The organism is Thioalkalivibrio sp. HK1 (assembly GCA_000583135.1).
In the GTDB taxonomy this organism is placed as follows: domain Bacteria; phylum Pseudomonadota; class Gammaproteobacteria; order HK1; family HK1; genus HK1.
In genome coordinates this window covers 1-23,464 of record JFBG01000002.1, presented here as the reverse complement: position 1 = coordinate 23,464, position 23,464 = coordinate 1, and the positions used below count along the sequence as shown (strand labels likewise).

Below are 23,464 nucleotides of genomic sequence, written 5' to 3'. Positions count from 1 at the left end.
GAATCAGGTCGAGACGACTTCCTTCTCGGCGAGAATTCGCTGCCGCGCCTCTTTTTCTCGCTCGGCGAGGTCGAAGCCTTCGAGCAGGTGAGCGATGGCCTCGCTCTCTTGATAAAGGGGGGCGATCTCGGCCAGGTAAGCAAGGACCGGCGGGATATCGTCGAGATAACGAGCCTTGGCATCTCGATGCCATAGCCGGGCGAAAATTCCGACGATCTTCAGATGGCGCTGGATCCCGGTGAGATCGAACCAGCGATGAAAGCGGGCGCGATCGGCGGGGATAAGCCTATGGGCCACGCTGAGTTCATGGATGCGATCCACCCACCGGCGTACCCGTTCGGCGGGCCATCGAATATAGGCGTCGCGCAGCAAACTGACCGCATCGTAGGTGATCGGGCCGGCCACCGCATCTTGAAAGTCGATGATGCCGGGGGAGAGGGGCGGGGTCGATCCTTGTCGGGTCTGCGAGATAGCCTGCGAGCGGGTCGTCGCTTTCGAATCCACCCCTAAGGATCGGTCGGCCATCGCCATCAGATTGCGCGAGTGGTAGTCGCGGTGCACGAAAACCCGGGGTTGTTCGAGGCAGATTCGAATCAGATCGTCGAAGCATTCGACGACGGCGCTTCGCAGATCTCGAGGCAGATCGATCCTCAAGTGCTCGGCCAAGAACCAATCGGTGAAGAGATCGAGTTCGGTGCGTAAAAGAGTGGCATCGAAGGGTGGCACCCGCGCTGCGGGGATGCGGCATTGCATGGCGACGATGGAGGAGATCGCGGCCTCGTAGAGGGCATCGGCGTTATCCTCGTCAAGGATATCGAAGTAGCTGCGATGGCCCAGATCTTCGAGCAGCAAAAAGCCCCTTTCGATATCTTGGGCATAAAGAGCGGGAACCCGAAGATTTGCGCGCCGTAGCAATTCCCCTATCGCCACGAAGGGGCGACAATCCTCCATTTGCGGCGGGGCGTCCATGGCGATCCGGTAGCCGGCGGTGCTTTCCACGCGATAGTAGGAGCGAAAACTCGCATCGCAAGACGCTCGCTCCACCGAGGACATATCGAGAATCCCGCCGAGCCAGTCGATGAGTTCGGCTCGTCGGGACGCCGGATCGGTGGTGATGGCCGGATCGGTGGTGATGGATAGAGGCATGGATCGTTTGCGCAAATCGATTCGGCTTTTTCGTGGCGGGTTTTTTCCTTGCCCCGGAGATCGTTCGCTCGATCGCTCGATCATCGTGCGCCGCCGCCGGCTGCGAGGGATCGATCGTCGATACTTTTCTCTGATAGGGCGAATTCTACCTGTGCGAACGGTGGTCTCGAGGCTTGTCTTTGCGATGGCATCGACGATCGGGTTCTTTCGCACATCATCATCGCCTGTCCGCATCATCGGCCTCGATCCGTATCGGGATTCGATATTTTCCGATACCGCTCGTTGCGGGCGCCGCCGTGCAAGAAGATGGAATCGGCGATGGCGTCATGTAAAATTGCGGGCCAGCGTCGATTCCCGCGATCGCTTTTCGCCCGGTCGTTTCTCGACATCCCCTTCGTCCTCGGCTTCGTTTGATGGCCCCTCGCGGGCGATATCGCGATCGAATATCAGCCAATGACCCCTTTGCTCGATGTCGAATCCATCGACGATGCCGCGCTGCGAAATGCGGCTGTCGAAGCGCTGAAGATCGAGGCCCGAGCATTGCTGGGCTTGGTCGAACGGGTGGACGATGCATTCGTGCGCAGCTGCCGGATGATCATCGACACCCGCGGCAAAACGGCGGTGATCGGAGTGGGTAAATCCGGCCATATCGCACGCAAGATCGCCGCGACCCTTGCCAGTACCGGAACACCGGCGCTCTTCGTGCATGCCGCGGAAGCGATGCATGGCGATCTGGGCATGATCGACGATCAAGATGCGGTGATCGCACTTTCCAACTCCGGTGAGAGCGATGAGGTGCTTGCGATCCTTCCGGCCCTCGAGACCTTGAAGGTGCCCTTGATCGCCCTGACCGGGAATCCGCACTCCCGCCTTGCGCGAAAGGCCGATGTGCATCTCGATGTCTCGGTCGAGCGCGAGGCCTGCTCTTTGAATCTGATTCCCACCGCCAGCACCACCGCGGCATTGGCGATGGGGGATGCCTTGGCCGTGGCCTTGGTGCGGGCAAGGGGTTTCGGATCCGATGACTTCGCGCGTTCTCATCCCGGTGGAAAGTTGGGGCGTCGGTTGTTGCTGCGAATAAGCGATGTGATGCACACCGGCGACGATATCCCCAAGGTGAGGACGAAGCGATCTCTCGCCGATGCCTTGGTCGAGATGACCCGATCGGGTTTGGGGATGACGGTGGTTGTGGATATCGAGGATCGAATCATCGGCATACTCACCGACGGCGATCTGCGCCGGGCCTTGGCCCGCGATCTCGATCTCAAAAACACCCCCATCGATCGCTTGATGACTCCCGATTGCATCAGCATCGCCCCCGATCGCTTGGCCACCGAGGCCGCGCGCTTGATGCGAAAGCGTGCGATCAACGCCTTGCCGGTGGTCGATGCTTGCAAAAGGGTGGTGGGGGCGTTGAATATGCACGATCTATTGCGAGCGAGGATCCTTTGAATGGCGTTTCCGCTCATCGGCAGATCGAGGCGAACGAGGGTGCAATCGGCGCCGGACGACTCGGTAAAATCCGGCGGGCGATCTCGAAGAGAAGGTGGTCGACGGATGTCGATCGCCGCTTTTTTGGTGGTCGCCGCTTTGGCGATCGGCTGGGTGCTGCAAGGAAGTCAGGTGGAGCCTTTGTCGCCCCCTTCTGCCGACGAGCCGGTGCAAGATGCCTATGTCGAGGGTTTCGTCTCGGTGCAAATGGATGATCGAGGACGCCCGCAGCGAAGACTCGAGGCGGAATCTTTGGTGCATTATCAAGACGGTAGGAGCCGGCTTGCGCAGCCTCGCTATCGATTTCGTGACCCCGATGGCGACGGGATTTGGTGGGCGCGCTCGGATCGAGGGTGGATCCTTCCGCTCGATGAATCGACATCGGCTACCGTCGATGGCGATGGGGACGATCGGATAGTGCGGCTTGCGGGCGGGGTCAATATCTGGCGCGAGGAGGATCCGAAGGTCGACGGCGCCGACTTCGATGTCTTCGCCCATGGGGAATCCGATCGAGAACGGGCCATCGATATCGTGGTCGACGAACTCGAGATCCGACCCGCCACAGGCTATGCCGGTAGCGATGCATTCGTTACCATTCGCACCCCCGGCAGTCGAACGCAAGGCAAAGGACTTCGCGTTTGGCTGAACGAGGGAAAGTTCACCCTCTTGTCTCGCGTGAGCACTCGCATCGATGAACTCGACCGCACCCTCTGAACGGATTCGACCCCCGGCGCCATCGGCGGCGAAAAGGATTTCGATCGCCGCGATCTTGTGGATCCTCTTCTCCTTCGCTTTTGCCCTTTCCACCGACTCGAACGAGCCGATCACCATCGAGGCGAATCGGGCCGAGCGCGACAATCGCGAACGGATGATGGTCTATGAGGGCGATGTGATCATCGAGCAGGGGACCCTTCGGATCCTCGGCGAACGGGTGGTCGTCCACTTCGATGCGAACGATCGGACCACGAGGATGATCGCCACCGGGACCCCGGCCCATATTCGTCAGCTCCCCGAAGGGGCCGATACCTACCGAGAGGCTTGGGCCAACGAGGTGGAATATCGCATCGGCGAGGAGCAGGTCGTGCTGACCGGGCAGGCTCGTTATGAGGAGGGCGGGGATCAGGTGCGGGCGGAGCGATTGGTCTACGACGTGCAAAATTCGAGCTTTCGCGCCTTCGGGAATACCGATGGTACTTCCTCGGGTGATGAGGCATCCGGGCGCGTTCGAATCACCATCGATCGAAGGGATTAGATTTCGTACAGGTCAGGGGAACGACGAGGGCGAATCGCATCGGGATCTGCGGTATTTTCGATCGCGCATCGCCGGATCGAAAGCCCGCTTTTCGAGACCTCCTTTCCCTTTTTCGATCATGGCTACCTTGGTTGCGCAAAATCTCGCCAAGCGCTATCGGCGTCGTCAGGTGGTAAGCGATGTCAGCCTTGCGGTACGAAGCGGCGAGGTGATCGGTCTGTTGGGGCCGAACGGAGCGGGCAAGACGACCAGCTTCCATATCATCATCGGTCTTGTGGCTTGCGACGAGGGAAGCGTGCGATTGGATCGGCGGGATCTGACCGATCGCCCGATGCATGTGCGGGCGCGGATGGGGCTCGGTTATCTTCCCCAAGAGCCCTCGGTTTTTCGCAGGCTCTCGGTGCGCGACAATATCATGGCCATTTTGGAGTCCCGGCGCGATATCGACGCCGCCCGACGAGAGCGGCAGGTGGCGAGCCTGATGGATGAATTCCAGATTTCCCACCTTGCCGAGCAGCGCGGAGAGAGCCTTTCCGGGGGGGAGCGACGACGGGTGGAGATTGCCCGGGCATTGGCCATCGAACCTCAGTTCATGCTCTTGGACGAGCCCTTCGCCGGGGTGGATCCGATATCGATCTTGGATATTCAGCGTATCATCAATCATCTGAGCGAACGGGGGATAGGGGTTCTGATCACCGATCACAATGTCCGAGAGACGCTCACGATCTGCGACTGGGCTTATATCGTCAACGAGGGTTCGATCATCTCCGAGGGTGATCCGCCGACCGTTCTCGGCGATCCTCAGGTACGTGATATCTATCTAGGTCAGGAGTTCCGAATGTGAGTGCATTTTTCAAAGCCCGAGTACGGCGTTCGAGGGGATGGTTGCGATTACATCGAAATTGCGACACTCTTCGTCGGACGACCGATTCTTCGATCAAATCACAAGGGATATCGCCATGCACATCAATCTCACCGGACGCCACGTGGATGTAAGCCCCGGTCTTCGCTCTTTTGTCATGCAAAAGCTCGAGCGGGTTGCGCGCCATTTCGATCAGATCACCAATATGCATGTCATCGTTTCGGCCGAAAAGCAGACCCATCGGGCGGAGGCGACATGGCATGTGGCGGGGGCGGATATGTTTGCCGAGGCATCGCATCCCGATATTCGAGGTGCCATCACCGTCTTGATCGATCGAATCGATGGTCAGGTACGCAAGCATAAGGATAAGAAGAGCGATCATCATCGAGCCGAGGTCGACAACCATGCCCTTCGAGAAAAAACCGCTCGACAACCGGAGGAGTCGGATGAACCGGGAGAATCGGAAGGCAGAATGGATGACGACGCCTAGCCTTGGGCGGCGTCATTCGACGGATATGAAGAGCCTTCCATGAATATGATCGAAGATATCCTCGCTCCCGAGAGCGTGCTTTGCGATGTACCGGCGACCAGCCGCAAACGGGTGCTCCAAGCGTTGGCGGAGACCATGACCCGAGCTTGCGAGGATGATCGACTATCCGACTCGGGGATGGTTTTCGATCGCCTCGTCGAGAGAGAACACCACGGTTCGACCGGTATCGGCCAAGGATGCGCTTTGCCCCATGCCTGTGTCGAAGGGGTGAGCTGCGCTTGCGCCGTTTTCTTGCAGCTGGCCGAGGGGGTGGATTTCGACTCCCCGGACGGAGATCCGGTCGATATCGTTTTCGGCTTGCTCTTGCCCCGGGCCTCGGAGGAAGATAACCGGCGACACCTCGAGGTCCTTGCGCTGATCGCCGGTCTTCTTTCGGATCAGGGGCTGCGCGACTCGCTGCGCTCTTCGAGCGAGCCGGGGCAAATCCGTCGGATCATCATCGATGCCGCCCGCAATACGAGCAAGCAAGGCGCGACGGCGAAGGCCTAGAACGCGATTATCGAAGCCAAGGCGCAAGGCGGGGGAAAAGCCGAGAAGGAGTAGGCCAAGAAAGGCCAAGAAAGAGCGAGTATCGATCCGCCGACATGCCACAAGGATCGATGCCGGATCTTCATATCAACGAATGGGGGAGGCGATCCTTCGCTTTGCGATCGATTCGGCTCGACGAAGCGGCGGTTTTTTGCTTCGGCGGCGCAAGGCTCTTTAATATGCTTGGTTCCATATCGGGCTCGTGTTTTTTCGATCAGGCGGGATTTTCGTCGCCGGGCATCCTCGCCGGGGGCCAAGATTTTAAGATCGCCTGCACCGCCGTGGCCAAGGGGATTGCGAAGAATATCCCCCAAAACCCCCACAACCCTCCGAAGACCAATACCGCGACCACGATGGCCACCGGATGCAGATTGACCACTTCCGAGAAGAGCAAGGGCACCAAGACATTCCCGTCGAGGATTTGGATGATGGTATAGGCGATCATCAGCCATGCGAAGTCGTCGGAGAATCCCCACTGAAAATAGCCGATGATGGCCACCGGAAAGGTCACGGTTACCGCCCCGACATAGGGGATCACCACCGATAATCCGACCAATGCTCCGAGCAGCATCGAAAACTGCATCCCCATCAATGCGAAGGTCGTATAGCAGGTGATCCATACGATCAATATTTCGATCACCTTGCCTCGAACATAGTTGCCGAGTTGGATATCAACATCCGCCCATACCTTTCCCGTCAGACTCCGATCCGAGGGTAGGAAGTTCTTCACCCATTCGATGATCGCGATCTTGTCTTTGAGGAAAAAGAAGACCATCAAAGGCATCAGAATCAGGTAGACGAGCAGGGCGAGGATCCCCAATGCCGAGGAAAAGGTCACCTCCAGCGCTTGCTGCCCGAATCGTAAGGCTTCGGTACGGATCTGAGCGATGAGGTCGGTGACCTGCGCTTTGGATATCAGATCCGGATATTTTTCGGGAAGGGCCAAGAGCAACTCCTGTCCACCCCCCAAGATGGCGGGGAGCTGCTGCAGCAGTTCGCTTGCTTGGGATGAGAGCAAGGGGATCAGCCAGAAGATGACGAAGAGCAAAAGGGTCATGAAGGCGATGAAAACCACCAACACCGCGACCAAGCGCGGCAGGCGGCTTCGTTCGAGCAGACCGACCAGACTTTCCAATAAATAGGCGATGACGATACTGGCAAAAACCGGGGCGAGCATTCCCCCGGCGAAATAGATGATCGCAAAGCCACCGACGAGCACCGCCGCAAGGCTGATGACTTGCGGGTCGGAGAAATAGCGATCGATCCACGCTTTGATCGTTTCGGTCATGGAGTCGCCCTAGATGTCGATTTTTTCTCGACCGCCTTTTTGGAGCCGGCCACTCTCCTGCCGGTTCTTGGATGAGCGATTCACCGATGCCAAGGGCGAGATAGGGGATATCGGTCGATGCCGGATGGCCAAGTGGATAGCCCGTTGTCGACCCGTAGTCGATGGCATCGTTCCAAAGCCGATGCGATCGAAAAGACGAGGAGCGTCATTGACGCTGTTGTTGGATGCGCTGCAATCGCTTTTTTGCAAGGTCGGCTTGGCTTGAATCGGGGTAGCGATCGATCAGGCTTTCTAGCGTTTGTATCGCCTCTTCGGGGTTCTCGAGGGTATCTTGGATATAGCCGATCTTCAGCATGGCTCTCAAGGCGTTCAAGTTACCCGGATAGCGATCGACTAATTGTTTGAAAATTTGCAAAGCGGTCTCGTATTCCCGCTTGATATAGTGTGTTTCCCCCAGCCAATAGCGGGCGCTTCCCTCGTAGTTGCCGTTCGGATAGTCTTCGATGAATTGCCGGAAGGTGATCGAAGCATCCTCATAGCGCCGTGCTTTGAGCAAGGCGAAGGCGCTTTGATAGGCTTGTTGTTCGGCGATATTGTCCGAAAGGCTCGGTGCGGGTGCCGATGCCGTATTGCCGGATTCACCGTCGGCAGCATCGCCCGCTCCGGTGTCGGAGGTGGATGCGTCGGCCGACGCATCCAACGCAGTCTCGATATCCGTTGCCGATAAATCCGCCGATAAATCCCCGGCGGTGGACGATTGCTTCGATTCGAGTGCTTTTAGTTCCTTTTCCATCTCCAAAAAGCGCAGGATCTGGGCGTCCAAGGTCTCTTGCAAACGCTCGATTCGATGCTCTTGTTCCTCGATGCGGCCTTCGAGGTCGCGCACTTCCGCGCTGAGATTTTGTAGCTCGTCGAAGAGATTCAACAGGCTACCGGATTCGAAAAGACGCTCGAGACGTTTGAGGCGCTCGTCGATATCGCGGGTATCGGGGACCGGCGAGGTGGTCGGGGTGATGATCGCGTTTTGGGCAAAAGAGGATATCGGCGAAGCGATGCCGATCGCTCCGCCGAATATCCCTGCCAAGGTCAACAATCGTATCGATCGCATGAATTTCATCATTCTCTGGAGGTGTAGACGATTTCGACTCGGCGGTTGAGCTGCCATGATTCCTCATCCTGACCCTCGACCGCCGGGCGCTCTTCGCCATAACTGACGGTATCGAGTTGCTGTCCCGCCGCACCGAGGAATGCCATCAGCTGGCGTACCGCCCGGGCCCGTTTTTCACCGAGCGCGATATTGTATTCGCGGGTTCCGCGCTCGTCGGCGTGACCTTCGAGGGTGACTTGGGCCCCGGGATTTTCCGCAAGGTAAATCGCATGGGCTTCGACGATGGCCCGAGCCCGGCCGGGAATATCGCTGGAATCGAAGGCGAAGTAGATGATGCGATCCGCCAATATGCTATCGGGGTCGTCCAAGGGATGTCCCATCCCCCTTCGTTGCCCGCTCGACGATCCCGAATCCGATCCCGACATGCTGCTTTGGGAATCCGAATCGCTGCCCGAGCTTGCGCTCGATCCGGAGTCGGAACCCGAGCCCGAGCCCGAGCCCGATCCGGAATCCGATCCCGACATGCTCGGCGAGTCGGAGGCGCCATCCGTTCTTGAACCCGATCCCGAACTGTCCGAGCCCGAACTCGATCCGGAGTCGGCGCCGGAGGAGCCCCCGCCTTGGGAGTTTGAAAGCCCGGCAGCGCTGCCACTGCCGCTATCGAGACCGCTCGATGTGGCGGAGGAGCCGTCATTGCCCACCATGCTCGGCGCGGAAGATGACATATTTTCCGGATTGGTTGCTTGTTGTCCGCCGCAAGCGGCGAGGATTAGGGTGCAGGCGATAGCCGGAGCGAGCCTGAACAGGGAAAGAGACATGGTTTAATTCTCCTCGGTTAGCGCATTCAGCCGTCTGGCCATGAATAATGAAATTTCAGACCCGATGCACCAAGCGGGATCGGTCTTGGAGGAATTTCAAGGCGATCCCGATGCTTGTTCAGTCACGATAGGGCGACCATGCCGGCTCGCGCACCCGGTCGGGTTGGTCGGCCAGCTGCTGGCGAACGCTTCCGTCAGCGGAGACCGCCGCGAGAGCGGATTGTCCCCCGACGGTCGTTGTAGCATACAGGATCATGCTGCCGTTCGGGGCAAAAGAGGGTGATTCATCGAGCCTCGAATCGGTCAGGATCTGCAAATATCGGGTTCGAAGATCGAGCAAGGCGATCCGGAAACGGGATGATCCATCTCGATGGACGATAGCGAGTTTTTTCCCGTCGGGTGAATAAACCGCACGGGCATTGTAACTGCCTTGGAAGGTGATTCGTTCCGCCCGCCCGCCTTGGGAGGAAATACGGTAGATCTGCGGCCTGCCGCCCCGATCCGAGGTGAATACCAGATGGCGACCGTCCGGAGACCACGAGGGTTCGGTATCGATCGCGCTGTTGCGGGTCAGGCGCCTTATATCCTTGGATTTTAAATCCATGACGTAGATCTCGGGATTGCCGTCCTTCGAAAGCACGATCGCCAAGGATTCCCCGTCGGGAGAAAAAGCGGGAGCGCTGTTGATGCCGGAAAAGGAAACATAGGATTCCCGTAGTCCGGTGGATACCTCTTGAACATAGATCGCCGGGCGGTTGGATTCGAAGGATACATAGGCCAGATGGCTTCCGTCGGGAGACCAGGAGGGGGACATGATCGGCGAGTCGGACTCCAAAACCGCGCGCGGTGCATGGCCGTCGATATCCGCGATATTGAGGATATAGGTCGAGGAATCGTCATCGCTTTTTTGTTCGGTGATGTAGGCGATCCGGGTATCGAAAGCGCCTCGCACCCCGGTGATTTCATAGTAGATCTCGTCCGCGATCTGGTGTGCCACCCGTCGGGTTTCGCTCGCCGGGTAGGTGATGCGAAGAGCGGTCAGCTGGTCTTGGAGCGGTACGTCATAAAGGCGAAATTCCACCACATAGAGGCCATCGGCCCCCGAGGTGATACTGCCGATGACCAGATAGCGGGCGGCGAGCAATCGCCAATCCCCGAATTCGATTTCATCGTGCCTGGTGGGACGACTCGGCAGATCCTCGAAGGGCAGGGGATCGAAAAGCCCCGTTCCTGCGAGATCTGATGAGATGATCGATGCCATATCCGCATTCGGCGAATCCCCTCGCTCGGCCTGCCAAGCGAAAGGAATCACCGCGATCGGTTGACTGGCATCGCTGCTGCGGGTGATCTTGAAGGTGATGACCGCTTCGGCGCCGCTTGCGAAGCCAAGCGCCACCGACAGCGACAATAGAGCGAGCACCCGAATCGAGGCGATCGGCATCCTAACCTCCCTCGGGGGCGAAGGTGATCACGATCTCGCGATCGAAAATCGAGGGATCCGAGGGCGCAGGCAGGATTCCGGTCGCCCGCACCGCGGCCTCCACCGAGCGATCGAAAAGGGGGTTGCCGCTGCTATTGAGCACTTCCACGCTCACGATTTCACCGCCGGGCAACTGCTCCACCTTGACCACGCATAACAGTCCGTCCGGAGTGCCAGGAGGCCTGATCCACTCGCCCTCGATCTTGCGACGGATGGCGTCGACATATCGTTTGCGCGCCGCCTCGATCAAGGCGTTGCGCTCTCTTTCGAGCCGCTCTTCGTCGCTTCGAATGGCATCGGCAAGGGCGCGCTGCTCCTCCGTCAGGCGCTGATCCTCTTCGGCCCGTTGTCGAGCCAAGGCTTCCGCCTTTTGGCGTTCGGCTTCGGCTTGTTGTCGGGCGGCCTCGGCCTTTTGTCTTTCCTCTTCCGCTATTTGTCGCTCGGCATCGATTTGCGCTTTTTCGGCCTCGGCGCGTTCTTTTTCGATCTCGATATTTTGCCGCTCGGCCTCGGCTTGCTGCCGAGCGGCCTCGGCCACTTGGCGCTCGGCTTCGGCCTTTTCTCGGGCGGCGTCGATATTTTGTCGCTCTTGTTCGGCTTGTTGACGAGCGGCCTCGGCCGCTTGGCGTTCGGCTTCGGCTTTTTGCCGCTCGGCATCGACGAGCGCCCTTTGCGTCTCGGCGCGTTCTTTTGCGATCTCGATATTTTGCCGCTCGACCTCGGCTTGCTCTCGGGCGAACTCGGCGGCCTGCCGCTCGGCCTCGGCTTGTTGCCGTTCGGCCTCGGCGCGTTGTTTTTCCGCCTCGGCATGCTGCCGCTCGGCCTCGATATTTTGTCGATCGACCTCGGCTTGTTGTCGGGCGAGTTCCGCCGCTTGGCGCTCGGCTTCGGCTTTTTCTCCGGCGGCTTCGGCGAGCCGCTTCTCGGCCTCCACCCGCTGTCTTTCCTCCTCGGCGCGCCGCTTATCCTCTTCGGCTTGTTGTTTTTCCGCTTCGATGATTTGCCGCTCTCGTTCGGCTTGTTGTCGGGCGAGTTCGGCCGCTCGTTGTTCTTCTTGGGCTTTCAGTTTGTCTTCCTCGGCGCGCCGTTTTTCCATTTCGACCCGGAGTCTTTCGGCCTCGGCTTGTTGACGTTCGCTCTCGACCCGTTTTCTTTCGGCTTCGATGCGTCGGCGCTCGGCTTCGATGCGCTGTTTTTCCGCTTCGGCGCGCCGCTTCTCGACCTCGATGGCTTGCCGTTCGGCCTCGGCCTGTTGTCTTTGCTGTTTTGCGATCTCGGCCTGCCTTCGCTCTTGCTCCGCTTGTTGTTTGGCCAATGCCTCTTTGCGTAGCCGATCCTCCTCGGCCTTCCTTGCGGCGATCTCGGCGTTTTTTCTTTGATTCTCCAAGCGCTGTTTTTCCGCTTCGGTGCGTTGTTTTTCAAGCTCCGCCAGCCTTCGCTCCTCTTCCGCCTTTTCTTGGGCGAGCGCGGCGCGTTTTCGTTCCTCCTCGGCCTTTTTCTTTTCCGCTTCCAAGCGTTCTTTCTCGGCTGCGGCTTTCTTGCTCTCCTCTTCGGCCTTCTTTTTCTCGGCCTCCAAGCGTTTTTTCTCGGCCGCGGCTTTCTTGCTTTCCTCTTCGGCTTTCTTTTTCTCGGCTTCCAGACGTTTTTTCTCGGCTTCGGCCAGCTCCTTTTCCTCTTTGCGTTTCTTTTCCAGCTCAGCCAATCGCTGCCTTTCCCGCTTCTCTTTCTTTTCCAGCTCGGCGATGGCCTTTTCCCGCTCGGCTCGCTCTTTCTCAAGCGCGGCCAACTGCTCGGCTCGCTCGGCCTCCTCTTGGCGACGCAACTCCTCGATTTCCTCGGCGATCAGACCCTCGTCGATGATCACCGCCTCGACCGGCTCCGTCGAGGAAAGGGTGCGGCTCGAAAAAGAGACGGGGAGGTATTCCAGCCTGACCAAAAGGATCCCGGCGATCACTGCATGCAGCAAGATCGCAAGGGAAATGGGCAGCAGGCGAAAAGGCCCTTTCATCGATCGTCGTTCCCGGAGAACTCGGTCATCAGCCCCACGCTCGGCGCCCCGGAGCGCTGCAATATGGTCATCAGGCTCACCACGGTCCCATAAGAGACATTCTGATCCCCGCGCACCACCACCGATGTTTCCGGACGATGGCGAAGCAGGGCGGCCACCCGAGCCGCGAGGGTCGCCGGATCGACGGGATCCCCTCGATCATCGCCGAAATCGAGATAATAAAGTCCTGCGGAATCGACGGTGACCACCAGCGGTTCTTGCTGTCTGGTATCCAAGGGTTCGGCCGCCGCTTGGGGTAGATCGACCTTGACGCCCTGCGAAAGGAGAGGGGCGGTGACCATGAAGATCACCAACAGCACCAACATCACGTCAATATAGGGAACAACGTTGATCTCGCTCATCGGACGTCGTCGGATACGCGGCCGTTTTTGCATGGAGAGGCATTCCTTTCGATGATGGAGACGATATCGAGGCGAGGATGTGAAATTTCAAATCGATGAGCGAGATTCGTTATCGATCCGCCGACATGGGATCGAAAAAACACGCTCGATCGCCGGTCTTCGCTTTTGAAATCAACTCCGGCCTTGGCGCTGCAAGATGGCCGAGAATTCCTCCACGAAGTTATCGTAGCGGTTGTTCATTCTCTCGACATCGTGCACCAAGCGGTTATAGGCGATGACCGCGGGGATCGCGGCGAACAGCCCCATGGCGGTCGCGATCAAGGCCTCGGCGATCCCCGGGGCGACCATCGAAATGGTGGCTTGCTGCACTGTCCCGAGCGCGCGAAAGGAATTCATGATCCCCCAGACCGTGCCGAAGAGGCCGATATAGGGGCTGGTCGATCCGACGGTGGCGAGGAAGGAGAGATGGCTTTCCATATCGTCGATCTCGCGGACGAGGGCGGTTCGCATCGAGCGCTCGGCCCCTTCGATCATTTCGCGCGGATCGGTGCCCTCCACATTCTTCCTCCGGCCGTATTCCTTGAAGCCGGAGTAGAAGATCATCTCCATCCCTTTGAGCAATTCCTGGCGTCGATCCAAGCGATTGTAAAGCTCGATGAGTTCCACCCCCGACCAGAATTGCTCGTCGAATCGGTCGGCGATCTTGATGGTCTGGCGGATGGAGAAGCGCTTGTGGATGATGACGGTCCAAGAGGCGATGGAGGTCACGAACAGCCCGATCATGACGAGCTGAACCACGATGCTTGCTTCGAGCATCAATTTGATGAGGGAGAGATCCGTATCCAAGATTCAAACTTCCTTCGAAGTCGGTGTTTGGAGGTTTCGCCCCGGAATGATTTTTACAAACACACGGGCATCCATAAAGGGGGATTCTAATCCCGTATAGACATCGATGACGGATGATCGTCGAAAACTATCGAAAGCCCATCGATTCCCAAGGGCCGAAAATTTGGCTCGATGAGGGGTTTCGAAGATGGAATCAAGGCATGGAAGGGCCCTTGACGCGCATTTTTTTCGATGATGAGATGCTTTCCCGATGGCATCTTCGTTCAAATTCTCAAGTCCGTGTGAAGAGATCCGGCTCGGGCTCGGCGGACTCGCCCTTCGGCATCTCGTATCCGAAATGCTCCCATGCGCTGCGGGTGGCGATGCGCCCTCTGGGGGTGCGCATCAGCAATCCCTGTTGGATGAGATAGGGCTCGATGACATCCTCGATCGTGTCCCGTTCTTCGGCGATGGCGGCGGCGAGATTGTCGACCCCGACCGGCCCGCCATCGAATTTGCGGATGATCGCCAGCAGCAATTTGCGATCCATCGGATCCAACCCGCTTGCATCCACATCCAATAGATCGAGGGCGGATCCAGCCGTTTCGAGATCGACCTGCCCCTTGGCCCGCACATCGGCGTAGTCGCGGATACGACGCAACAGACGGTTGGCGATGCGAGGGGTGCCGCGGGAGCGAGAGGCGATTTCCTTCGCTCCGGTGGAGGAGATATCGACCCCCAGGATATCCGCCGAGCGCCGGATGATATGGGCGAGATCGGCGACGGAATAGAATTCGAGGCGCTGCAAGATGCCGAAGCGATCCCGCAGCGGGGAGGTCAGCATCCCGGCGCGGGTGGTGGCCCCGACGAGGGTGAAGGGGGGGATATCGAGTTTGATCGAGCGCGCCCCCGGCCCTTCGCCGATGACGATATCGAGCTGGTAATCCTCCATCGCGGGGTAGAGGATCTCCTCGACCGCGGGATTGAGACGGTGGATCTCGTCGATGAAGAGCACGTCCTTGGCTTCGAGGTTGGTCAGCAAGGCCGCGAGATCGCCGGAGCGCTCGATGACCGGTCCTGCGGTCTGGCGCAGATTGACCCCCATCTCGTTGGCCACGATATGCGCAAGGGTGGTCTTGCCCAGCCCCGGGGGGCCGAAGATCAGCAGATGATCCATCGCCTCTTCCCGGCGCCGGGCCGCTTCGATGAAGATCCCCATCTGCTCGGCGACCTTGGGCTGGCCCCGATATTCGGATAAAAAACGCGGACGAACGCTGCGGTCCAGCAATCGATCTTCGGGTTTTTGTCGGGCGTTGACGATCCGATCGGCTTGTTCGAAGTCGGCCTCGTTCGTGCCCTCTTTTCCGGCGGCCATCATCGGGCCATCCCCCGCAAGGCGATACGTACGATCTCCTCGCTCGGCAGGCTTTCCCTATCCGGTATTTGACTGACCCGGCGGGTGGCTTCGGGGGGCTTGAGACCTAGGGCGATCAGGGCCTTGATCGCCTCCGCCGCCGGTTTGTTCGCCGCAACAGAAGGGCTTTGGGGGATCCGCTCGTCGGTGGCCAGATCAGCGAACTCCGATCCGAATCGATCTTGCAGTTCCATGACCAGGCGCTCGGCGGTTTTGCGGCCGATCCCGGGTAGACCGGCAAGACGCACGCTATCGCCTTGAAGCACGCAGCGGACGAATTCCTGCGCCTCCATCCCCGACAGGATCGCCAAGGCGAGTTTGGCCCCGATACCGCCGACGCGCAGCAGTTGACGAAAGATATCCCGATCCCGACGATATTGAAAGGCGAAGAGCTGCGAGGCGTCTTCGCGCACCAGATGGTGCAGGTGCAGCGATACCTCCCGACCGATTTCGGGCAGGGCGCCGAAAGTGGTCATCGGCGCTTGCATCTCGTAGCCGATCCCGCCGGCCTCCACAATCAACGAAGGGGGGTGTTTCTCGCGCAGAACCCCATGTATCCAAGCGATCATTCATTCACCTCGATTGGGCGATGCTTGAACGAGCGAGGTCTCGGTCGGCGTCCGAAAGGGGGCGAAGCGGCGTTCGGCGACAGGGGCGCGCCCTCGTGCTTGTCTGCGCTCGATCGCGTTGTTTCCCCGCCTTGTTTTTTGGCCAAGGCCAAGCGGGCGCGCCGCGCGAAGGAGGTTCGTAAATGCGCATGGCAGATCGCGGTGGCCAAGGCATCCGCCCGATCCGGCTGCAAGGGCTCGGGCAGCGAAAGGAGCATTCGGATCATGTGCTGGATTTGTTGCTTGGAGGCATGCCCGCGCCCGCTGACCGCTTGCTTGATCTCGTTCGGTGAATATTCGTGGATATCAAGCGAATGCGTCGCCCCCGCGAGGATCGCCACCCCCCGCGCCTGTCCGAGTTTGAGGGCGGAGGCGACATTGCGATGGACGAAGACCTGCTCGATCGCGAATTCATCCGGGGCATGGGTTCGGATGAGATCCCCCAAGGCATCGAAAATCGTCAACAGGCGCTGCGGCCAAGTCCCGCCGGCGCTGTGCACGAAGCCGCTGGCAACGTGGTGGAGCTTGGGGCCGTCGCTGTCGAGGATGCCGTAGCCGGTGGATCGCGAACCCGGATCGATGCCGATGATTCGCACTGTTTTCGATCCCGTGGACATTCAGCCGATCGAGTCCAGGATATCGTCGGGAATATCGGCATTGGAATGGACCTGCTGCACATCGTCGAGATCGTCGAGCAGATCCAGCAGGCGCATGATTTTTTCGGCGTTGCCGGCGTCGAGACTTACGTGATTCGACGCCCGCATCGTTACTTGCGATTGCTCGGGCTCGAATCCGGATGCGATCAACTCCTTGCGGATTTCTTCGAAGCCATCGGGGTTCGTGATGATATCGAAGGAACCGTCCTCGTTTGCGATGACGTCATCGGCGCCGGCCTCGATCGCCACTTCCATCAATCGCTCCTCGTCGGTTTTGGGCCCCAAAGAAATCACCCCGGTGCGGGTGAATAGATAGGATACCGAGCCCCCGGCTCCCAAGTTGCCGCCGCAGCGACCGAAGGCGTGGCGGACCTCGGCAACGGTGCGATTGCGGTTGTCGGTGACGCAATCGACCATCACCGCCGTGCCTCCCGGGCCATATCCCTCGTAGCGGACTTCCTCGAGGGTATCGGCTCCGGCCTCACCGGTGGCGCGTCGGATCGCTCGCTCCACCGTATCTTTGGGAACGTTGCCGGCGTACGCTTTTTCCATCGCCAGCCGCAGTCGCGAATTACCCGTCGGATCCCCGCCGCCGTCTCGAGCGGAGATGGTCACTTCGCGGATGAGTTTGGTGAACAGCTTGCCTCGCCGGGCGTCTTGCGCCTTCTTGCGATGCTGGATATTTGCCCACTTGGAATGGCCGGCCATGTCGGTGATGGAGTCGGTGATGGGTGATGGAAGAGTCGAGGAGGAAGAGATCGCCGAGCAAACCGAGTCCATTGAAAGCCCGGCCCATCGATCGATTGTTCTCGACGGGCTTCGCCGATGGATCTCGTCGATGGATTTCGCACAATCGTTCGTCGAAGCCTCTTGGGAAGAATGCTATCCAAAGGGAATGTTATCAAAATGCGCATCCTCGTCGATCCTCGAAGATGCGCCGTCTCGTGTTCACCCGTCGTTGCCCAATCCCTTATCGCTCGTCGATGACAGCCCCCGCCGATCTCATGCCCTCGATCGCTTTTGCAAGCGAGCCATCGAGATCGATGGCCCGACATAGATCGCCTCGCACCTTCACATCGTAGCCGAGGCGGCGGGCATCGAGCACCGAATAGTTGACGCAAAAATCCGTGGCCAGACCGACCACCGTCAAATCGAAGATGGCGCGCGTTTTCAGATAACCATCCAATCCGGTGGGGGTTCGGTGATCGTTATCGAAAAAGGCCGAGTAACTGTCGATCGAAGGATCGAAGCCCTTGCGCAGGATCATATCGGCGGCATCGGTATCGAGATCGGGATGAAATTCGGCTCCCTTCGTTCCTTGGATGCAATGATCCGGCCATAGTATTTGAGGGCCGTAGGACATTTCCACCTCGGAAAAGGGTGCGGCCCCCGCATGATTCGAAGCGAAGGAGGCGTGGTTCGCCGGATGCCAATCCTGAGTGAGGATCACGGCATCGAAATCCCTCATGACGGCGTTGACGGGTTCGATGATCTCGTTCGCCTTGTCGACCGCCAGAGCGCCGCCGGGGCAGAAGTCATTTTGTACATCGATAACGAGCAGGGCTTGTTTCATTTGATTTATATCCCGATACGTCGAAGGACATCGCAGATCTCGGTCGGTGGTGGCATTTGCGAAGTTCGCAAAGACTCGAAAGAGCGATCGCATCGAATCGTTCTTTTTTCGCGGAACGATTCGCCGGATTTGCGGAAGGTCCGATCATAAGATTGCAAGGCTTTCAAAAAAACGGCTTTCGAAAAAAACGCGGATTTCGAGCGGGTGCGGATCATCATGGATAGTTCGGCGTTCGATGCGCTTTGTGCGATTATCGCCGGATTCGACCGTCGATGCGATCGTGAAGGATCTTCGATCTCGAAGCGGCGGGAGTGCCGAAAGCGCAGATCCATGGCGCCCTCGTCGACGATATCGACAGGAGCCCGGTTGCCGGGAAGCCTAAAAAGCGATTCGCCGATACCCCTCCGGCTTCGAAGCGATGCGGCGAAGGGCGAGGGTAAATGCTTTATCAAAGCGAAACGAGTCAAGACGAAACGAGGGCATCGACCCCGAGGTGAGAACGATGGGACCGCTCGAAGGCGTACGTATCATCGAATTGGCGGGGTTGGGTCCCGGCCCTTTTGCGGCCATGGTCTTGGCCGATATGGGAGCGCAGGTGATCCGAGTCGATCGCCGCAGTGCGGCGGGCAGCGGTTCTCGCCGGGATGCGTTGAAACGCGGGCGGCGCTCGATCGCCTTGGATCTGAAAAAGCCCGAAGCCGTCGAGGTGGTGTTGCGCTTGGCCGAGCGCTCCGATGCCTTGATCGAGGGTTTCAGACCCGGCGTGACCGAGCGCTTGGGCTTGGGGCCCGAGGTCGTCGGCGAGCGCAATCCGAAGCTGGTCTACGGGCGGGTGACCGGATGGGGTCAAAGCGGTCCCTTGGCTCCGGCGGCGGGGCATGATATCAACTATATCGCGCTTAGCGGGGCCTTGGCTTCGATCGCCCGCGCGGGCGAGGCGCCCGTGCCGCCGCTGAATCTGGTCGGCGATTTCGGCGGTGGCGGGATGTTTTTGGCGCTCGGGGTGGTGGCGGGGGTGATGGAAGCGCGCTCATCGGGCAAGGGGCAGGTGGTGGATGTCGCCATGACCGAGGCTTCGGCGATCCTGATGACCATGATCTATGCGATGTACGCCCGGGGGATGTGGTCGCTCGAACCGGGAACCAACCTATTGGATAGCGGCGCGCATTTTTATGACACCTATCGTTGCCGCGATGGCAAGTACATCGCCTTGGGCTCGATCGAACCGCGCTTTTACGCCGAACTGCGCGAAAAGGCGGGGTTGTGCGACGCCGCCTTCGACACCTCGATGGATCGCAAGGCTTGGCCCGAACTCAAGCGCGAACTGGCCGAGGTCATCGCACGCAAAACCCGTCGGGAATGGTGCGATCTGATGGAGGGCAGCGATGTCTGTTTCGCTCCGGTGCTCGATATGGCCGAGGCCCCCGAGCATCCGCACAATATCGCGCGCCGCTCCTTCGTGGAGATTGAAGGGACGGTGCAACCGGCGCCGGTGCCGAGATTTTCCCGCACCGAGTGCGAGCTATCGATCCCCCCGGCGATCGCCGGCGAACATACCGATGAAACGCTCCGAGAACTCGGTTTCGATGCGGATGAAATCGAGGCCCTGCGCGCCGTTCAGGCGATATGAACGCTCGAAGGAGTAAAGCGGAATTCGGCGCGCTCGCCTTTCGATCGACGGCACCATGATCCGGGCGAGGGCGAGGAAGGGCTCGATCAAGATGCGCCGGCCTGCCATGTCAAGATACGGTTGTTGGCGGGCAATGCGATATCCTCTTCGAGTTCAAAGCCCGCATCATGCGCCAAGGATTCCAAGGCGTCGATGTCGCGAATTCCCATCATCGGATCGCGCATTTTCAGGTCGCGATCGAAGGCGACATTGCTCGCGCTGTTATGGCGTCCGTTGCGAGAAAATGGTCCGTAGAGGACGAAGCGTCCGGCGGGGGGCAGGATATTCCCCGCTCCTTGAAACATCGCTTCCACCTGCGGCCAATGCATGATGTGCGCGGTATTTGCGCTGAAGATGCCATCGCAGTGCGAGATCGGCCACGAAGGATCGGCGACATCGAGCGTCAGCGGGGCCTCGAGATTGGGCAGATTCGCACCTGCGAGCCAAGCGCGGATCCCCGGATGTCGATCCGGCAGGTCGCTGGTCATCCAGATCGCATGCGGCAGACCGGCGGCGAAATGGACCGCGTGCTGCCCGGTACCGCTGCCGATCTCGAGGATCCTTCCGGTCTCGGCGAAGATGCGGCGCAGCGCTTCCAAGATCGGCTCTTTATTTCTCTCGCAGGCGGGGGCGAAGGGTTTGTCCAAGATCTTAGGTCTCCATCGAATCCAAGGCGGACGAAAAAGCCAGATGATATCTGCGTGCTTTATAAAAGGATAGACGAGGATATCGCATCGTACTTTGCGATATGAAGCGATTCGCCCCATTCACCCCGAGTCTTTCAAGATCGGATTTTTCGACTTTCGACCATGATCGATCGATAACGATGCCCGCCCTTTCTTTCAAACGCCGCATAGCCCTCGCCCTTGCCTCGATGCCATTCCTGTTGTCGGCGAATCTCCTTTTCGAAGGGGATCGGCGGGCCTTGGCGCAAGCGGGGGATCCATCGGGGGAGGAAGTGAGCGTCGAAAAGCACCTGATTCGCTGGCACGATCTATTGGATCGCTCGAGCCGGGCCTTGGCCGGCGCCGAGGCGGAGCCCGAGTCGTTGAAAGCCTTACGAGCGCAGATCGACATCGTTCGCCAAGAAGCGATGCGGGCGGTGGCCGTCGAGGAGCGGGAGCTCGCCGCCATCTTGCAGCAGCTCGATGCCTTGGGTGCGCGACCCGACCTTGAATCCCCGCCGGAGCCGAAGGCGATTTCGGATCGGCGCTCGGCGTTGGAAAGGCGTCGAAGTGCGGGCGCCGGTCGCATCAAGCAGTTGGATTTGATCTTGGTGCGGGCGGAGCAAGCGCGGGCGCAGATCGCCTACCGCTTGCGCGCCCAAAGCGCTCGCGAGGTGTTCGAACGCACCCCATCCCCCCTGTCTTGGCCGGCGTTGCATCGAATACCGACGCAGCTCGCCGATGCCGCCCATAAGATGGTGCGGGCACTGCGCAAGGAGTGGCCGCCGCTATCGTCCGAGCGCCGATTCGCCGAATGGATCATCCCGCTTCTCATATTCGTCTTTCTGATCTTGGTCGCACTTCGTTCCCGCCTTCTTCGGCGCATCGATGATCTGCAAAACACTCGGGCGTACCGACCCTCCTTTCGTATTCGTTTCGCGCTTCTTTCCGCCATCGCCCGCGGCGGATTGTTTGCATCGGGGTGCTCGATCGCGCTGTTCGCATTCCTCCTCGGCAGCTTCGAGCGGACCTTTATCGGGGATATCGTTATCGCCTTCTTGACGGCGACGGCGATCGTCGCTTGCATCGGCGGTATCGGATATGCCGCTCTCGCCCCCGGAGCGGATCGATGGCGTATCGCCGCTCTTTCCGATGCGAGCGCTCGATCGCTCCATCGCCGCATCATGATCCTCGCCGGGATAGCCGCGACCCTCTACACGATCGAATATCCCCTTGCACGCAATATCCAAGTGGATCGCGAGCTCGGGGCGTTGGCGTCGTTGGTGGCCGATTGTTCGTTGGTGACCGGGCTTTTATTCCTTCTCCCGAGCCGTCTTTGGCGATTCGAGCCTCGGCCGGCGGCGCAGGTCGGCGAGGATGCGCTTGGCCCCGATGGATCCGCGACCGGTGGATTGTCGATCGATGGATCGTCGATCGATAAAGCAGGGGCGCAGCGCCCGGTGTCCTCGCATTTCATCCGCTTTCGCGCCTTGGTCTTGGCGCTTGCGATCCCGGTGCCGCCGCTGGCCCTTGCAGGTTTCGATGCCTTGGCGAGTTATCTGGCGATCAACCTCGTCGCCACCGTGGCCATCGTGGGGATTGCGGTCATCGTGCATGGTTTCGTGCGCGAAGGGATCACGGCGGCGTTGATCGCCCGCCACCTTGCGGATCCGAGCGCGTCGGCACAAGGCGAATCGAGCCCCGGGCCATCCCGATCGCTCGATGACACCGATATCATGCTCCGCTTTTGGCTGATGGCGGCCGCCAAATTCCTGCTCTTGCCCGTTCTTGTCATCGGCTTGTCGTTGCAGTGGGGGATTGCCCGAGGAGATCTCAAGGAGTGGGGGCAGGCGGCGTTGGGTGGATTCGAGATCGGCTCGCTTCGACTTTCGGTGCTCGATCTATTGGTCGGTGCGCTCCTTTTCGTGATCTTGCTGGCGTTCACGCGCTGGTTGCAAGGGGTGCTCGAGCGTCGCTTTTTCCCCCAAACCCGTCTGACGCCCTCGATACGGCATTCCCTGAAGGTTTCGGTCGGTTATGCCGGGCTATTCATCGCCTCCTTGGCCGCGATTTCGGTGATCGGGATCGATCTTTCGAATATCGCCATCATCGCCGGGGCGCTATCGGTGGGTATCGGCTTCGGCTTGCAAAATATCGTCAACAATTTCGTCTCCGGGCTGATCTTGCTGATCGAGCGTCCGGTCAAGGCCGGGGATTGGATTCGGGTCGGCGAGCACCAGGGTTTCGTGCAGCGCATCAAGGTGCGGGCCACCGAAATCGAGACCTTTCAGCGCTATTCGGTCATCATCCCCAATGCCGAGCTGCTCTCCTCGTCGGTGATCAACCTGACTTATCGGGATGCGGTGGCTCGGATCGATATCCCCGTCGGGGTCGCTTATCACAGCGATGCGGAGTTGGTGCGAAAGACCCTGCTCGAAGCGGCCGATTCCCATGCCGCGGTGATGCGCATCCCCGCCCCCTTCGTGCTTTTCAACGATTTCGGCGCCAGTTCCCTCGACTTCGAGCTGCGTTGTTTCATTCCCGATGCCCGCAATATCTTTTTGGTGGCCACCGATCTGCGCTTCGACATCCTGCGGCGCTTTCGCGAGCGGGGCATCGAAATTCCCTTTCCGCAGCGGGTCGTTCATATTCAGAATTGATCGCAAAACCCCCGCCGAGGGCGATGCGATCGGGGGATCGTGCCCAATGATCTTTCGTTGTCCATGAAGGAGATCGATTTCGGATGAGCGATCACGAAAGGGATCTGCGCATGATGCGGTGCGCCCTCGATCTCGCCCGGCGAGGTCTTTGGACCACCGATCCGAATCCGAGGGTCGGATGCGTGATCGCCAAAGGGGATCGGATCGTCGGCCAGGGCTGGCATCGTTTCGCAGGCGAGGCCCATGCCGAAATCCACGCCATCGAGGATGCGGGACTCGAGGCCCGGGGGGGATGCGCCTATGTCACCTTGGAGCCATGTTGTCATGTCGGGCGCACCGGGCCATGCACCAAGGCATTGATCGAGGCCGGGGTGGTGCGTGTGGTCGCCGCCGTCGGCGATCCCGATCCCGTGGTCGGCGGATCCGGTTTCGCCGAACTCGAGTCCGCCGGAATCGAGGTCC

At 59.5% G+C, this 23,464-nt stretch carries 23 protein-coding genes; 9 read left to right on the top strand and 14 right to left on the bottom strand.

The features are described from left to right. Positions 1–3 precede the first annotated feature (3 nt). Positions 4–1,146, bottom strand: coding sequence for an aminoglycoside phosphotransferase family protein (locus BF99_RS0100620; protein ID WP_025769320.1), 1,143 nt, complete (start codon positions 1,144–1,146; stop codon positions 4–6). Between the two features lie 453 nt (positions 1,147–1,599). Here BF99_RS0100620 and BF99_RS0100610 point away from each other — a divergent pair, with 453 nt between their 5' ends. From BF99_RS0100610 to BF99_RS0100580, 6 genes are all read left to right on the top strand, one after another. After that, the gene (locus BF99_RS0100610; RefSeq protein WP_025769318.1) at positions 1,600–2,598 is read left to right on the top strand and encodes a KpsF/GutQ family sugar-phosphate isomerase; all 999 of its coding nucleotides are present in this window, start codon (positions 1,600–1,602) and stop codon (positions 2,596–2,598) included. 105 nt (positions 2,599–2,703) lie between these two features. Then, positions 2,704–3,351, top strand: a complete 648-nt coding sequence (gene lptC, locus BF99_RS0100605) for an LPS export ABC transporter periplasmic protein LptC (protein ID WP_025769317.1) — start codon at positions 2,704–2,706, stop codon at positions 3,349–3,351. After that, the gene (gene lptA / locus BF99_RS0100600) at positions 3,329–3,889 is read left to right on the top strand and encodes a lipopolysaccharide transport periplasmic protein LptA (RefSeq protein WP_081759010.1); all 561 of its coding nucleotides are present in this window, start codon (positions 3,329–3,331) and stop codon (positions 3,887–3,889) included. Before lptC ends, lptA begins: the two co-directional genes overlap by 23 nt. A 118-nt stretch (positions 3,890–4,007) precedes the next feature. Beyond that, complete coding sequence (lptB, locus tag BF99_RS0100590; protein ID WP_025769315.1) at positions 4,008–4,733, top strand: LPS export ABC transporter ATP-binding protein; 726 nt, start codon at positions 4,008–4,010, stop codon at positions 4,731–4,733. Between the two features lie 115 nt (positions 4,734–4,848). After that, complete coding sequence (hpf, locus tag BF99_RS19885) at positions 4,849–5,241, top strand: ribosome hibernation-promoting factor, HPF/YfiA family (protein WP_025769314.1); 393 nt, start codon at positions 4,849–4,851, stop codon at positions 5,239–5,241. 39 nt (positions 5,242–5,280) lie between these two features. Beyond that, complete coding sequence (locus BF99_RS0100580; RefSeq protein ID WP_025769313.1) at positions 5,281–5,790, top strand: PTS sugar transporter subunit IIA; 510 nt, start codon at positions 5,281–5,283, stop codon at positions 5,788–5,790. Positions 5,791–6,043: 253 nt separating this feature from the next. Here BF99_RS0100580 and BF99_RS0100565 read toward each other — a convergent pair whose 3' ends face one another. The 12 genes from BF99_RS0100565 to pncA form a co-directional block, all read right to left on the bottom strand. After that, positions 6,044–7,117: an AI-2E family transporter gene (locus BF99_RS0100565; RefSeq protein WP_025769312.1), complete on the bottom strand. Its 1,074-nt coding sequence runs from the start codon at positions 7,115–7,117 to the stop codon at positions 6,044–6,046. Positions 7,118–7,322: 205 nt separating this feature from the next. Next, entirely contained in the window at positions 7,323–8,225 is a 903-nt protein-coding gene (ybgF, locus tag BF99_RS21705; RefSeq protein WP_231471269.1) for a tol-pal system protein YbgF, read from the bottom strand. An 8-nt stretch (positions 8,226–8,233) separates the two neighbouring features. Further along, on the bottom strand, positions 8,234–9,043 hold the full coding sequence (gene pal / locus BF99_RS23620; RefSeq protein WP_231471267.1) for a peptidoglycan-associated lipoprotein Pal: 810 nt from the start codon (positions 9,041–9,043) through the stop codon (positions 8,234–8,236). A gap of 118 nt (positions 9,044–9,161) precedes the next feature. Then, complete coding sequence (gene tolB, locus BF99_RS0100540; protein WP_025769308.1) at positions 9,162–10,484, bottom strand: Tol-Pal system beta propeller repeat protein TolB; 1,323 nt, start codon at positions 10,482–10,484, stop codon at positions 9,162–9,164. A gap of 1 nt (position 10,485) precedes the next feature. Beyond that, positions 10,486–12,531 (bottom strand): cell envelope integrity protein TolA, encoded by a 2,046-nt coding sequence (tolA, locus tag BF99_RS21700; RefSeq protein WP_025769307.1) that lies wholly within the window; start codon positions 12,529–12,531, stop codon positions 10,486–10,488. After that, positions 12,528–12,932: a protein TolR gene (tolR, locus tag BF99_RS0100530; protein WP_197018978.1), complete on the bottom strand. Its 405-nt coding sequence runs from the start codon at positions 12,930–12,932 to the stop codon at positions 12,528–12,530. The genes tolA and tolR overlap by 4 nt, the downstream gene beginning before the upstream one ends. A gap of 171 nt (positions 12,933–13,103) precedes the next feature. Further along, complete coding sequence (tolQ, locus tag BF99_RS0100520) at positions 13,104–13,778, bottom strand: protein TolQ (protein ID WP_025769305.1); 675 nt, start codon at positions 13,776–13,778, stop codon at positions 13,104–13,106. Between the two features lie 271 nt (positions 13,779–14,049). Next, positions 14,050–15,132, bottom strand: coding sequence for a Holliday junction branch migration DNA helicase RuvB (ruvB, locus tag BF99_RS0100510; protein ID WP_051482725.1), 1,083 nt, complete (start codon positions 15,130–15,132; stop codon positions 14,050–14,052). After that, the gene (gene ruvA, locus BF99_RS0100505; protein ID WP_025769303.1) at positions 15,132–15,740 is read right to left on the bottom strand and encodes a Holliday junction branch migration protein RuvA; all 609 of its coding nucleotides are present in this window, start codon (positions 15,738–15,740) and stop codon (positions 15,132–15,134) included. The genes ruvB and ruvA overlap by 1 nt, the downstream gene beginning before the upstream one ends. Next, positions 15,737–16,396: a crossover junction endodeoxyribonuclease RuvC gene (ruvC, locus tag BF99_RS19860; RefSeq protein WP_081759002.1), complete on the bottom strand. Its 660-nt coding sequence runs from the start codon at positions 16,394–16,396 to the stop codon at positions 15,737–15,739. Before ruvC ends, ruvA begins: the two co-directional genes overlap by 4 nt. Further along, positions 16,397–17,143: a YebC/PmpR family DNA-binding transcriptional regulator gene (locus BF99_RS0100495; protein ID WP_025769301.1), complete on the bottom strand. Its 747-nt coding sequence runs from the start codon at positions 17,141–17,143 to the stop codon at positions 16,397–16,399. It abuts the gene before it with no gap. A gap of 262 nt (positions 17,144–17,405) precedes the next feature. Continuing rightward, positions 17,406–18,008 (bottom strand): bifunctional nicotinamidase/pyrazinamidase, encoded by a 603-nt coding sequence (pncA, locus tag BF99_RS0100485; RefSeq protein ID WP_025769300.1) that lies wholly within the window; start codon positions 18,006–18,008, stop codon positions 17,406–17,408. 502 nt (positions 18,009–18,510) lie between these two features. Between pncA and BF99_RS0100475 the strand changes: the two genes are divergently transcribed. Then, positions 18,511–19,638 (top strand): CaiB/BaiF CoA transferase family protein, encoded by a 1,128-nt coding sequence (locus BF99_RS0100475; RefSeq protein ID WP_025769298.1) that lies wholly within the window; start codon positions 18,511–18,513, stop codon positions 19,636–19,638. Positions 19,639–19,724: 86 nt separating this feature from the next. Here BF99_RS0100475 and BF99_RS0100470 read toward each other — a convergent pair whose 3' ends face one another. Beyond that, entirely contained in the window at positions 19,725–20,324 is a 600-nt protein-coding gene (locus BF99_RS0100470) for a DUF938 domain-containing protein (protein ID WP_231471265.1), read from the bottom strand. A gap of 179 nt (positions 20,325–20,503) precedes the next feature. Between BF99_RS0100470 and BF99_RS21695 the strand changes: the two genes are divergently transcribed. After that, positions 20,504–23,002, top strand: a complete 2,499-nt coding sequence (locus tag BF99_RS21695) for a DUF3772 domain-containing protein (protein ID WP_025769296.1) — start codon at positions 20,504–20,506, stop codon at positions 23,000–23,002. Positions 23,003–23,085: 83 nt separating this feature from the next. Beyond that, a partial coding sequence (ribD, locus tag BF99_RS0100455; RefSeq protein WP_025769295.1) for a bifunctional diaminohydroxyphosphoribosylaminopyrimidine deaminase/5-amino-6-(5-phosphoribosylamino)uracil reductase RibD occupies positions 23,086–23,464 on the top strand: 379 nt, incomplete at its 3' end.